Genomic DNA, 12,148 nt, shown 5'->3' with positions numbered 1-12,148 from the left:
GAGTTCGCGGAGCGGGGGCGGGGTGGTGCGGGTGAAGATGGCTGGCTCCTTATGGCTGGCTCGGTCAGGAGTGACGGGCCCCGGGGCGGCCGGATGCTTGGCGGTGTCGTGGCCGCCCCAGGGGTCAGGCGGAGGGATCAGCGCCGGTTGTGTTCGCGCAGCAAAGAGCGCAGGACCACGGCGGCGACGGCCACGGAGATGGCCGACACGGCGACGGCGGTCAGCAGCGCGGTGAGGACCACGCCGCCCGTGATGACGGCGACGACGGCGCCGGTGCTGACGGAAACGGCCGGTAGCGCGGAGCGCCGCGCGGGCGCCGGGCCGGTCGAAGTGGGGGTGCAGGTGTGTGCGGGCGGCGGTGTGGGGTTGTCTGGGTACTTCGGCAGGAACACGGCAGCCATCTCCTTATCTACTCGTCTAGTCATGTGAGCCGTTAATGACGGTCACGCCGCTGCGCGTGCCGGATTCGATGGCGGGGGCGAGGAAGGTGTGGGAGAGCCAGAAGCCGAAGAGGGCGACCAGGACAACGATCCAGGTGCGGACGCCGAGGTACTTGATGGCCGGCCAGGCGAAGAAGCCGAGGACGACGACGAGTGGCAGGTTGAGGGTCACGGGGTGCGGGTCCTTTCAGCGGACGGGGCAGCGGTGGGTGCGGGCGGCGAGTTCGGCGGCGGCGCGGCTGTCGTAGTCGGCGGAGAAGCCGCAGCGCGGAGCGGTGCAGGCGGCGGTGTGCTTCTCGCGGCCCCGGTCGTCGTAGGCGGTGCCGACCTGGACGGGGCCGATGCGGGTGACGTTGCGGAAGCGGCGGTTGGCGGTCACGAGTCCTGGTTCTCCTTTCAGAGCTGGGCAGTGATGGCTTCGGCCATGGGGGCCGGTACGCCGAGGCGGGCGCGGAGGGTTGGGGTGTCGATGGGATTGCCGGTGTGGGTGTGGTGCTCGCTGGCGACCTTGCGGGCGTGCGCGACGAGGGCAGCCGGGACCGGGACGGTTGGGAGTGCGGACAGTCGTTCATCGGCCTGCGTCTCCGGAGTCGGTTCGGGCTCTTCCTCCTGGTCGTCATCGGTGGTCTCTATGGCGGTGGGTGCCTTGGGCGTTGTGTGGGCGAGGAGGGTGCCGCCGAGGAAGGCGACGGCCAGCCATCCGGCGACGAGGATGCGCAGCCAGGCGGGGACGTCGCCGAGGTCGAGAAGGCCGGCGGTGGCGACGTTCGCACCGAGGGATGCGACGAGGGCGATGACGAACCAGCACCAGGCGGAGGCCTTCGTGGTGCCGGTGCGCAGACGGCGCCAGGCGGCGACGAGCAGCAGGTCGACGGAGACGGGGTAGGCCCAGGCTTTCCATCCGTCCTGTCCGGCCGCCGAGGCGACGTCGTGGAGGTGAGCGAAGGACAGCGCGGCGGCGATGAGCGCCTGTACGAGCACCGCGTCGACGCGGGCCAGCTGGGCGCGCATGATGCGGCTCCTTCCGGTTTCGGGCATGGAGGGGTAGGGGCATGGCGCGAAGAGGCCGGGAGGGGGTCAGTCGGTGACGGGGGGCGGCTGCACGACGGGGCTCGGCGTGGTGAGCGGTCGTACGGGGACGTCGGGCCGGAAGGGCTTGAGGGCAGAGACGTCGGGGACCAGGTCGGCCGAGTCCTGGCAAATGGCCGCAGCATCGGCGAGGGAGAGGTAGGGCGTGCGGATGCGGGACCAGCCACCGGAGGTGTCGCCCGCCACCGCGAGGCCGGGTGTCTCGGGGGCGATGGAGCAGGCGGCGTAGACGGCTTCGGGTGCGATGTCACCGAGGGCCATCTTGGCGGAGGCCTCGTCGTTGACGCGGTGGCAGACACGACCGGTGAGCTGGGCGCGGAGCATGGTGGCGCCCTTGCCGAGTTCGGCGCCGAAGCGCTGGCCGCAGACTTCGAGGTAGATGCCGGCGGCGCAGCCGAGCTGGGCGAGGCGGATGAGCTGGGTGACCATCTCGTCGCGGCGGTCTTCGTCTTTGTGGCTCGCGGTGAGGAAGAGTTCCGCCACCTCGTCGATGAACAAAACGATGGGGGAGGGGCGTTGGGCGTCGGGAAGGCCCCAGATGTCGGAGGTGATCTCTTCGTTGCGGGTGTCCGGGGCGATGCCCTGGTGGGCCTTGATCAGGTCGTATCGGTCCTCCATTTCCTTCACCAGCACGGGCAGCAGTTCAGCGGCTTCGTCCGGGTCGGTGGCGAGGGCGGAAAGGCGGGCGGCGAAGGGAGCCAGTTCGACGCCGCGCTTGCAGTCGATTCCGACGAGCGCGACGCCTTCTTGCCGGGCAAGTCCAGAGATGAGGTGGCGCAGGTACATGGACTTGCCGGACAGGGTGGCGCCGAGGGTGAGTTGGTGGGGAACGCTGCGGTAGTCGCGTACGAAGGGCATGGCGTCCTCGCGCAGCGCCACCGGCACCTTGAGGAAACCGCCGCCGGTCTTGCGAGGCATCCGGACCCGGCGCAGGACGTCGTACCCGACGAGCCGCAGTTCTACGACGCCCGGTTTGACGGTGGTCACGTAGACGGCGTGAACTCCCCAGGCGTGCCGCAGGCGTTCGGCCGAGGCGGCGACGTCGGCAGGTTCCTGTCCGGGGGCGAGGCGGAGGCGGAGCCGTAACCCGGTCGAGGTGGGACGGAGGATGCCCCGGCGGGGCGGGACCGGTCGGACCTCACGCCGGGTGGTGGCCTTGACGGCGAGGACCCTGAGCCGGGAGGGCGCCACGGTCAGGCCGCAGGCTTCCATGACGGAGGCGTACGAGCTGAGCATGCGGACCGTGGACATCGGGCCGCCGACCACGGACCAGTAGACCGCCGAGTGCTTGGCCCGGGTGTAGGCGGCCCCACCGCCGAACGCGGCGAGGGGACCACCCACCTCCAGGAATGTCGTCAGGTCGGACATCAGGCAGCAGCCCCAGTCCCGGCGCTGACCGGGAAGGCGGCCGGGGTGACGGCGGCGGCGCGGTAGGCGATGCCGTGACGCTGCTGGCCGTTGAACACGGACTCCCACGGTCGGGCGATGAGTCCCGGCAGCGAGACGGGCGAGCCGAGGACGAGCCCTTCGGAGACACCGCCCTCGGGAACGGTGACCTTGATCAGGGCGGACTCCCCGTCCTCGATGTAGACGACGCCGATGGTCATCAGCGCCTCCCCGCTCACTGCGTCCTTGGCGATCTCGCCGGTCTGGCGGTCGCGGACCTTCGGCTCCGGGGCCTCGGTCAGCAGAATCGTGGCTGCGGTGGTCTCCACACGGATGGTGCGCACGAAACACTTCCTATCCACTCGTCTATACATGTAGCGGTCCGCGAACCCGATCTCCCGGGCTCATGACGATCACCCTGCCACACAACTTGCCCACTCGTCTATACGAGTAAGCGTGACGGGGTGTACGAGTTGAGGAAGCATCCACCGCGCACCACCGCAAACCATGACGATCAGGTCGCAGGAAGCTTGTACGACAGCACGTAGGCGTCCGCCGCCATCACCGTGTCGCACACTTCGACCGCCCGTCCCTCGGTGTCGAAGGCGGTCCGGATCAGATGGATCACGGGCACGCCGGCCGCGAGGTGCAGCGTCTTGACCTCGGAGGGCGAGGGCATCCGAGCGCGGATCTCCTCTTCGAAGTGGTCGAGGCGGTGGCCCAGCTCTTCCAGGCGGGCGTAGATGCCGCCGGGGCCGGGGTTGGGTTCGGCGATCTGGGTGCCGCGGGCGATGTCGAGGGGGAGGTAGGAGGTAGCGAACTCCACGGGTCGCCCGTCCAGCAGATACCGGCGCCGCCGGGCCAGCACGCGCCGGACGGACCCGAGCCGGGTGGAGACGTCCTGACTGGCCTTCTCTTCCTTGACCTCAAGGCTGTCGACCTGGGGGTGACTGCCGGCGGCGTCCGCCTCCACGATGAACGCGGACTTCCCCTGCTCACGATGGCGCCGAGCGAACCGGTCGGACGCGAGGCGCCGCACGGGCGGCCGGGGCCGGACGAAGACACCCTTGCCGTGCTCGGCGTGGACCAGGCCTTCGCCGGTGAGGATGGAGAAGGAGTTGCGGACGGTCATCCGGGAGACCCCGTAGTGCTCGACCAGCTCCGCTTCGGAGGGCAGTTTCTCACCCTCGCGGAATCGCCCGCGGTCGATGGCCTCGCGCAGTTGGTCGGCGATCTGCCGGAAGACCGCACGATCGCTCGTGGGGTCGAGATCACCGAGGAGGCCCGAAGAAAGAGGGCTCACTGTGTGTACTCCTTTAGGTATCTAGACGAGTGGGCGAGTGAAGTTGCTACGGTGGAGAGCCTAGCCATCCGGGAGGGCCGAGGAACGTGAGCACAGAACGCCCGCACTCTGTGAGCGTCGCCGGGGTCATTGTCGACGCCCAGGGCCGTGCCCTCCTGATCCAGCGTCGTGACAACGGCAAGTGGGAGCCGCCGGGCGGTGTCCTCGAACGCGAGGAGACCATCCCCGAGGCCCTGCAACGCGAGGTCCTCGAAGAGACCGGCATCAAGATCGCTCTTCCGGCGACTCTGACCGGTGTCTACAAGAACATGACGGGCCTGATCGTCTCCCTGGTCTTCCGCTGCGAGGCCGCAGACGGCACGCCCACGACCGGCGACGAGACCCGCGCCCTGCGCTGGGCCACCCGCGAAGAAGTCACCGACCTTGCCGACGAGGCATACGCGATCCGCGTCCTGGACGCACTCGACGCAATGACCCCGCCGGCCGTCCGCGCCCACGACGGCGTGAATCTCGTCTAGCCCGAACCCGCTGCACATGCGGCCTAGCAGCACGAAGGAACTTGTATACATGAGTATACGAGTCGAGTCCGAGTCTGGGGACTGACTTGCCCAGGATTTCCGGAAGAGGTCAGCCGGGCCCGCCGCTGGACGAGAGACATCCTGCGCGGATCGCCCCTGGCGGACGACGCAGCCCTGATCGTGAGCAAGCTGAGCACGAACGCCCTACTGCACACGAGCAGCGGCGGGGAGCGCGGGAGCTTCCACCTGGCCGTGGCGGTGGCACCGCAGGTGATCGCGCTGTCGGTGACGGACGACGGAGGCGGCGACGCCCCGAAGGTCGAGCACCAGGACCAGGACGCCGAGCACGGCCGAGGCCTGGGCATGGTCAGCGCCCTCGCGCACAGGGTCGTCGTCCAGGGCGCGGGCGGCGGCTACACGGTCACCGCGGAACTCTTCGTGAACGCCCAGCGGGGAGGCCACCCGTGCTGATGGACAAGCCCTGACGAGGCTTCTGGTGCGAGTGCTGGGCCGAAGACCTCGCCGACGGGATGCAGTGGCCGGCACTCCGGGCATCCTTCGACGCCTACTCCGCACCCCAGGCAGACAGATGGGTCGCCATCGCCCTGCGCACCATCTCACCGGCACTCGACCCGGACGCCTCAGACGAGGTCTGGGCCTGGCTCCACGACGGCCGCACCGAAACACGACGAGCCCTGCTGCGCTTAGAACCCAGCACGGTGTCCGTCACCCAGGCCAGCACACGCATCACGTGGACGATCCGCCCAGTCATCTTCCTACCACTGGCCCACCGCCAAGACACCGAACTCCCAGCCTGCGCCTACGCCTTCAAGGCGGCTCGCTCTGCTCCCCGCGCGCGGCCCGGCCCCCGGCCGGGCCTGCGCTCCTGTCTCCGCCCCGCTCCAGCCCGGCCGGCGCCCGCGCCGCACTCCGGACGATTTGCCCGCTGAAGCCGGAAGGTGCGGGGGCTGCTGGGTGGCCTGTGACTCGCGGGCCGCTGGCTAACAGTCAGACCTTCCAACTCGTCTCGATCTGCTCCCATCTGACGGAACATCTCATAGAATCTCCATATGGAGAGGCGGACCATCCCTGCGTCAGACGCTCTGGCACTTATCGAGCGTGAGGAATCGCATTTCTGGGATCACAAAAGCGCGCAAAGCAAGGGAACAGTAATCCAGAAGATTGGGGCGGGCCTCGCAAACTCGGATGGCGGTGAATTCATCGTCGGTATCGAGGACAGGGGAAAACAAGCTGTCGGCTTGGATAGATGGCAAGGGTACGACAACATTGAAGATGCGACAATAGTGCTTGAAGCTCTCGCCCGTGACATCGAGCCACCTGCGCCTTACTCAATCGAGTACCTAAGTATCCAGGGGCGTGAAGGTCAGGGGTTGGCATGCCTAGTCAGCATCCGAAAGAGCGAAAGCGTCCATTTCACTGCAGATAAAAAAGTCTACGTGAGACGCGGGGCGTCTACCCTCTCGATCACAGGTCAGGCAGTCACAGATCTTAGTCTCGCAAAAGGTGCCCGCACGTATGAGGATCAACTGCTTGCAGACTACGACAAGGAAGACCTAATCGTTGAAGACGAGCTGGCTTATTTCCTGAGGTCATACAGTCCATCTACACCTCCTGACATTTTCGTCCGGAAGCAACGTCTCATCGACAGAGACTCTGGCGCCGCAAAGGTCTCCGCAGGAATCCTCTACGCAGAATCACCCCCCGCCGTTGTCCCTAAGCGTTGCGCAGTTAAGATCGCGCGATATAACACAAAGGAGAGGGAGCCGCGTCGGGAACATCTGGCACATACCCCCCTCACAGTCGAGGGGCCGGCTCGTGTAGTAATCGACGAGACGATCTCGGCGGTCACTAGCCTAATCGAGTCAGTTTCGGTACTGCAGCCCACCGGAGAAATGTCGCCTGTAAAGTACCCCCCAGAGGTCCTCAAAGAGATTATCGTCAATGCGGTAATTCATCGCGACTACAACATCTCTGACGACATCCTTGTCTACGTATTCGACAATCGGGTCGAGGTTCGTAGCCCCGGGTCTTTGCCGGGAAGCATGACGCTGGAAAATCTGCTTCAAGATCGGTTCTCCAGGAACCCGACGATCGTACGTCTGCTCAATAAGTACCCCGATCCACCGAATAAGGATATCGGCGAGGGGTTGCGTACAGTTGTAGCAAAAATGGCGGAGGCCCGGCTGCAGTCTCCTGTCTTTTCGATCGAGGGTAACTACTTCGTAGTGGATCTAGGACACACGCCTCTTGCGCGTCCTCATGAGATCGTCATGGAGTACCTGGATAACCATGAGGAGATCACGAACTCCACGGGGCGGAGTCTCACTGGTATCGGTTCTGAGAACAGCATGAAGGATGTCTTCTACGCCCTACGCAAAGCCGGAAAGATCGAAATGGTCCCCGGAAAGCGAGGTAATAAGTCTGCCTGGCGCAAGGTGCCATCTGTCGACACCGCTAACGGCGAGTCCGATGTTCCTCCAGCACAGGAAACCGTATCGGCTCCGCCCACAGTTGGGACAGAGCGGGAGACGCAGCCAGAGAGTGACATCCTAAAAATTCCCAAGAAGTTGAAGGCGCGCAGGGCCGTCGTTGGCCCTGCACGAAATAGGCCGTGCTCTTGCGGCAGCGGACTGAAGTACAAAAAATGCTGCGGCCAAAACTCGGCTTGATAGTTTCGAAAATGGTACTGCGGTCGCGTCTTGCTCTGGTTGAAAACATCGACAGCATGGCTGAGGTCAATGGGGGTGCAGCGAGGCATACGCGCGCCGTGGTAGGCAGTCTCCCCGCCGTCGTGGCTGGCTGTCATCGGCTGAGGTTCACGCAGGCCGCATCAAAACGCATCACCGCCCACCGGGTGCGCCCGTGTAAGCGCGACGCCTGGCGCACCTCTGGGCCGTCCACGCTCAACAGTGGCCAACGATTCGCAATGCCAGTCCCTCAGGCTTGTCGCCGACCATCTCGACCACCGAAGGTCGCCGGGCCACCTCGGTAAGACTAGGAGTAGGAAGACAAGAACGGACTCGTGTAATGTGGCTCCGCCGCCCCATCACTCACGGGCGCGCCGCTGGTAGTTCCTTTCTGGATCTCTCTGCCAGATCCCAGGTGATGCCCCTTGCTACCTGTTCAAACGCATTTCTCATTAGCGCGACTGGTGGGCGCAGTTGAAACCTGTGAGCAGGCAGAGGTAGGCCACGTTCCTCCAGAGCACCAAATGCTTTGACCCTTCCGTCCTCATGTCTCATCGGATTCCGTACTTTGGAAATCAATCCGAACTTGGCAAGGAGTAGATGCGACTCATATACGTCGCGCGACATCGCATAGTCGCGCGAGCGTCCGACTCCAGCACAATAGACACCAGATTCCCGATGGCCAGTGGGGTTGCGTCTCTGAAGGTGCAGCAGTGCAAAATACAGATGAATTTCCGATGGAGTGAGGCAGTAAATCCACCCCTTCGCAAAAAAGGACTGAGGTACGCTCACCGTAGCGTATGTGCCTTCAGGGATTGAATATTCATAAGATTCGCCCCCGCCGGGAACGACTCCAGATTCATGTAGAGGGATTGCTCTGGATGGCCCGCCGGCTGGCGCGCACACCATCTTCACTAGGCCTTCCTCTTCAAGGCGCCGAAACGCTGACTTGATCTGCCGCAGCTTGTTTTGCCGTGCTGTCGTACGAGATTTCCCATGCGAGTTATCCGCCGCCTGAGATACGACGATCTTGTCCCATGACACCTCTTCCGGGTCTTCCGGGAAGAGCGGAATCTCCGTCGGTCCTGAGATTCCAACTCTTTTGCGGCACTGGGCCTCGAAAAGCAAGAGGAGATAAACTTGCAGATTTACCCCCTTTGGTGCAGCTATGTTGGCAATGGGTGGCTTGCGCCCCTTTCTTCCATGGAAAAGGTCCGTCCGAATCCTGATCATGCTTGGCCTGACACTGCTGCTCTGCATGACAGTCAGGTCCTGGCCGGCGGCCCAAATCTGCGACTGAAGCGATTCGAGCCTGTTCAGGCGACCGCTGAGCCGAGTGATGTATCTGGACACCATCCCCCTCATCCAACCCTTTAGCCCGCACGCGCGAGTCTCCCCGGAAGGTCCCAACCAGCACTAACGGAGCTTGCTCCATCAATGCTGGGGTCCTCATGCGGGCCAAAGGGTTGCCATCAAATCTGCAACCCTTTGGCCCGCATGTGACAACCTACGGCAAACCTGGGGCGACCAGCTCTTCTTTTCCCCATGGAGACAACCGCCTGGGTGTCATGCGGGCCAAAGGGTGCTTCGAGATCTCTCAAGCCGATGCCAGAAGTGCCGGAAAGTAGCGAGCGGCCCCCGTGGCACCGGAGGCCGCTCAACACCATCGTTCGCGCGTCATGAAGAGGTGCACCCATGAATGTACGTCCGAAGCGCTTGCTGACCCAGACCTCGTCGTCTCTTCCCACGGTGGGCCTGGTAGCCGCACTCGGAGCGCTGACGGTCGGCCTGGTCTGGATCACTCCCGGCCTTGCAACCCCGTTGACGACCGGATCTGCCGTAGTGGCCACTGCACTGTCTGCAGCACGGCGAGTTCGAAAGGGGGCGGTCGACTCGGAGGGTGATCACGAGGCTGCTGACGTGCACGACTGATATCAATGCCATCGGGCGAACCTGCTCCTGAGCACGTCTGTCCGACCGCGCAGCTGGCCCCGGCTAACTCGCCAACGTGACTGCCCGAAGAGGCCGCTACGTCAACCCGGTTGGCTGGGGTCACACCCGACCGGTCGGCGATGCCGAGAGCGACGGAGTACGCCGGCCTAGCGTGCGACCAGCAAGAGCAGTGAGTATCTAACTGCGTGCCAACGCCGACGAACAGCGGCGGGCAAGCGCGGACGCCAGCGGACCATGGCAGCAGGTGAGAGGCGTACCGTCCCAGGGCAGAGCTCCCACCCAAGTTGCTTCGGGCCGAAGGGGTCGTGAGCTAAAGGCCGTCGTGCTTGATCAGTGAACCATCAGGGCCCAGTGTGTAGGCGCGCGGCGGGGCCATGGCTTCCATAGCTCTGCGCAATGCCGCTTCCTGTTCTTCGGGATCGGGTCCGTGGGGGTCCCGCGTATGGAATCCGTACAGCTCGATGGCGTCTGCATCGACGTCATCGGGCTCGGGGCGCCCCTCCTGGATGAAGCCGCAGAGCGCTCGCAACGCGTCCTCGCCCAGCTCCAGGGGGTGAAAAGGCAGGGGATAGGGATCTTCGTCTTCATCGGGCCAGGGCATGCTGTCAGCCTGGCGGTTTCCGGCCCAGTAAGGCAGTTCGAAGGGGAGCGGTTCGCCGATGTTCTCGATGATGCCGCTGTCCGGGGACAGGCTCAGCGAGCGGACCAGGCGCCCGTCCTCCCACACGGCGAACGCCAGCCAGTCGACGACGCTGTGCATGGCGTGCAGGACGAGCCGTCGGCCGGCGCTTGCCGCCACCAGGTGCTGCGGGAGCTGGGAGGGGAGGTCGATCATCACCCCCTGATCACCGATGACCTCCACGCCAGGCCAGCTGGCCGCGTACGCCGTTCCCTTCGGGGGGTACACGCCGTCCCAGAGAGTCGAGCCTTCGCACTCCTTGATCTCCCAACCCGGATACAGCCGCCGCATCATGGCGGCCGTCCGGTCACGGTCCGCCGGCCCCACTCGTCGCAGCAGCCCCGGTATGCCGCCGTCGGCGTACACCAGCAGTCCCGTCTTGGCTCCCAAAGCCCCTCCCCAGAGCAATGCCCATCCTGGTGACCCAACTTAGGCGCGCACACTGACAACAGGCGCCAGACCCTCTCATGCTTCCCAACGGACCAGACGCCCAGCCTGCACCCGTGACCGCACCACAAGCACACCAGATCGAGCGGGGAACAGCGGGGAACCACGGTGAAAGCCGCTGGGGCCAGCCAGGCCGCGCAGCGACCGTCAGCCCAGGTCAGTGCCCCAACCGCCCCCAAGTGCCCGCAGCTTCCCAAGCTGAGAGCGCGAGTTCGATTCTCGTCACCCGCTCCACGGACGGTGTCTTCGCCGGCACGGCCACAGCTTCCTGCTGTGAGCCAGGGTCGGCTAACCAATGGCGCGCTTCTGATCCGCTTCGGGTTCCAACAACTCCAATGCCTCCTCCCACCGGAAACGATCAACGCCCCCACCCGCCTTGCGCCGGTGCGGCTCGTACGAGCCGACCAGGATGCCCAGGGCGAGGGTGTCCGAGATGCCGGTGGCCCATTTGTTGACCGTGTTGAAGGTGGCCGGGGCGACGGCGATCGCGTCTGCGGACGGCAGAGGGCGGGCCTCGCCGGGCGTGCGCCAGGCGGAGCGGACCGGATGGCCGGTCCGGGCTTCGATCACCCCGGCGTCGAGGAAGCCCAGCCCCTGCGGGGTGGCGATCACCCCGACGTCCCAGTGCCGTTCCTGGGCAGCCGTGATCAGCTTGCCGACGTCGCCGGCGATGCCGTACGCGCACACGACGACGTAGAGGAAGGGCTTCTTCTCCGATGTGTTCGGCACGCTCACGCAGGGGCTCCCGGTTGGCGACGGAAGTGATGCGGTTCCGGTAGGGCACGGCGGCGGTCGCGGGCGGCCATGTCGGAGTCCCGCCACTTCTTCCGCGCATACTCCGCAGCCGAGATCGACCACCTGATCACCGCACCAGCGCCCATCCGATTCCGCGTCAAGGGCACCGACGAGACCTGCGAGGTCAACGTCGAGCGGGTCGGCGAGTATCCGAACCCGATGCCCTGCTGGAGGGCGAGGGTCCCGCCAACGTCAACCCGAACGCCGCCCGCGACAAACAACTCACCGCCCCTTGAACTCCACGCGGCGCCAAGGCGATTGACATGCCGGGCCGGGCCGGGTGCGGTCGCGTGATTCCACCGGTCGGGTCCGCAGCGCCTGCAGATCCACGGTTACCCGCATGCCCTCGCGTGTGACCACGCGACCGGCGACGAGAACCGTGTCGACGATGGCGAAGATCAGCAGGTCCCGGGAGCGCAGGCCGCTGCCCAGGCCGGTCATCGGCGACCCGAACCCCGTCTTCGGCTCGACGTCCCCATACATGTACGTCGAGATTCGATGCGTTTGCCGGACCCCCGCGTACGGTCCACGCCTTCGGCATATCGCTACCGGTGCTCGGGGTTCTCGTAGTCGCGGCGGCAGCCGGCGTCCCAGGCGGTGCGCTGGTTGCCGTAGGCGGGAATGCCTCCGAGGTCCTTCAGCGCGCGGGCCAGGTGCAGCAGGTTCCAGGTCATGAAGGTGGTGTTGCGGTTGGTGAAGTCGTTCTCGGGGCCGCCCGAGCCGGGGTCGAGGTAGGAGGGGCCGGGGCCCGCCTCGCCGATCCATCCGGCGTCCGCCTGGGGCGGGATGGTGTAGCCCAGGTGTTGCAGGCTGTAGAGGACGTTCATGGC

The 12,148-nt window shown here is 65.4% G+C and carries 13 protein-coding genes and 3 pseudogenes; 5 read left to right on the top strand and 11 right to left on the bottom strand.

Annotated features, from left to right (window positions below):
- Positions 1-137: 137 nt before the first annotated feature.
- The 7 genes from AB0F77_RS27850 to AB0F77_RS27820 form a co-directional block, all read right to left on the bottom strand.
- Positions 138-392 (bottom strand): SpdD protein, encoded by a 255-nt coding sequence (locus AB0F77_RS27850; protein WP_361954282.1) that lies wholly within the window; start codon positions 390-392, stop codon positions 138-140.
- Between the two features lie 25 nt (positions 393-417).
- Positions 418-612 carry a hypothetical protein gene (locus AB0F77_RS27845; RefSeq protein ID WP_361954280.1) on the bottom strand — a complete coding sequence of 65 codons (195 nt, stop codon included), beginning with the start codon at positions 610-612 and terminating at the stop codon, positions 418-420.
- Positions 613-627: 15 nt separating this feature from the next.
- On the bottom strand, positions 628-819 hold the full coding sequence (locus AB0F77_RS27840) for a mobile element transfer protein (protein ID WP_123975881.1): 192 nt from the start codon (positions 817-819) through the stop codon (positions 628-630).
- A 17-nt stretch (positions 820-836) separates the two neighbouring features.
- Positions 837-1,451 carry a DUF2637 domain-containing protein gene (locus AB0F77_RS27835; protein WP_361954278.1) on the bottom strand — a complete coding sequence of 205 codons (615 nt, stop codon included), beginning with the start codon at positions 1,449-1,451 and terminating at the stop codon, positions 837-839.
- Positions 1,452-1,517: 66 nt separating this feature from the next.
- Positions 1,518-2,897, bottom strand: a complete 1,380-nt coding sequence (locus tag AB0F77_RS27830) for an FtsK/SpoIIIE domain-containing protein (RefSeq protein WP_361954276.1) — start codon at positions 2,895-2,897, stop codon at positions 1,518-1,520.
- Positions 2,897-3,259 carry a hypothetical protein gene (locus AB0F77_RS27825; protein WP_361954274.1) on the bottom strand — a complete coding sequence of 121 codons (363 nt, stop codon included), beginning with the start codon at positions 3,257-3,259 and terminating at the stop codon, positions 2,897-2,899. Before AB0F77_RS27825 ends, AB0F77_RS27830 begins: the two co-directional genes overlap by 1 nt.
- A gap of 170 nt (positions 3,260-3,429) precedes the next feature.
- Positions 3,430-4,218 (bottom strand): GntR family transcriptional regulator, encoded by a 789-nt coding sequence (locus tag AB0F77_RS27820; protein ID WP_361954272.1) that lies wholly within the window; start codon positions 4,216-4,218, stop codon positions 3,430-3,432.
- 110 nt (positions 4,219-4,328) lie between these two features.
- On the opposite strand from AB0F77_RS27820, the gene AB0F77_RS27815 reads away from it, so the two are divergent.
- The 4 genes and pseudogenes from AB0F77_RS27815 (at position 4,329) to AB0F77_RS27800 (ending at position 7,426) form a co-directional block, all read left to right on the top strand.
- Positions 4,329-4,736, top strand: a complete 408-nt coding sequence (locus AB0F77_RS27815) for an NUDIX hydrolase (RefSeq protein ID WP_361954475.1) — start codon at positions 4,329-4,331, stop codon at positions 4,734-4,736.
- Positions 4,737-4,781: 45 nt separating this feature from the next.
- Entirely contained in the window at positions 4,782-5,207 is a 426-nt protein-coding gene (locus tag AB0F77_RS27810) for an ATP-binding protein (RefSeq protein ID WP_361954473.1), read from the top strand.
- A gap of 59 nt (positions 5,208-5,266) precedes the next feature.
- Positions 5,267-5,569 (top strand): annotated as a pseudogene (locus AB0F77_RS27805) (hypothetical protein); the annotation flags it as partial.
- A 237-nt stretch (positions 5,570-5,806) separates the two neighbouring features.
- Positions 5,807-7,426 carry an ATP-binding protein gene (locus AB0F77_RS27800; RefSeq protein WP_361954270.1) on the top strand — a complete coding sequence of 540 codons (1,620 nt, stop codon included), beginning with the start codon at positions 5,807-5,809 and terminating at the stop codon, positions 7,424-7,426.
- 2,281 nt (positions 7,427-9,707) lie between these two features.
- Here AB0F77_RS27800 and AB0F77_RS27795 read toward each other — a convergent pair.
- Complete coding sequence (locus AB0F77_RS27795) at positions 9,708-10,466, bottom strand: hypothetical protein (protein ID WP_361954268.1); 759 nt, start codon at positions 10,464-10,466, stop codon at positions 9,708-9,710.
- A 345-nt stretch (positions 10,467-10,811) separates the two neighbouring features.
- Positions 10,812-11,258 carry a flavoprotein gene (locus AB0F77_RS27790; protein WP_361954266.1) on the bottom strand — a complete coding sequence of 149 codons (447 nt, stop codon included), beginning with the start codon at positions 11,256-11,258 and terminating at the stop codon, positions 10,812-10,814.
- Positions 11,259-11,402: 144 nt separating this feature from the next.
- Between AB0F77_RS27790 and AB0F77_RS27785 the strand changes: the two are divergent.
- A pseudogene (locus AB0F77_RS27785) lies at positions 11,403-11,542 on the top strand (RNA-binding protein); the annotation flags it as partial.
- Here AB0F77_RS27785 and AB0F77_RS27780 read toward each other — a convergent pair.
- Together AB0F77_RS27780 and AB0F77_RS27775 are read right to left on the bottom strand one after the other, a co-directional pair.
- On the bottom strand, positions 11,541-11,759 hold the full coding sequence (locus AB0F77_RS27780) for a hypothetical protein (protein ID WP_358079755.1): 219 nt from the start codon (positions 11,757-11,759) through the stop codon (positions 11,541-11,543). The pseudogene AB0F77_RS27785 and the gene AB0F77_RS27780 overlap by 2 nt on opposite strands.
- 104 nt (positions 11,760-11,863) lie before the next feature.
- A pseudogene (locus AB0F77_RS27775) lies at positions 11,864-12,148 on the bottom strand (flavodoxin family protein); the annotation flags it as partial.

Source organism: Streptomyces sp. NPDC026672 (assembly GCF_040638185.1).
In the GTDB taxonomy this organism is placed as follows: domain Bacteria; phylum Actinomycetota; class Actinomycetes; order Streptomycetales; family Streptomycetaceae; genus Streptomyces.
The sequence above is the reverse complement of the archived record's forward strand: the minus strand, read 5'-3'. Positions and strand labels throughout refer to the sequence as shown.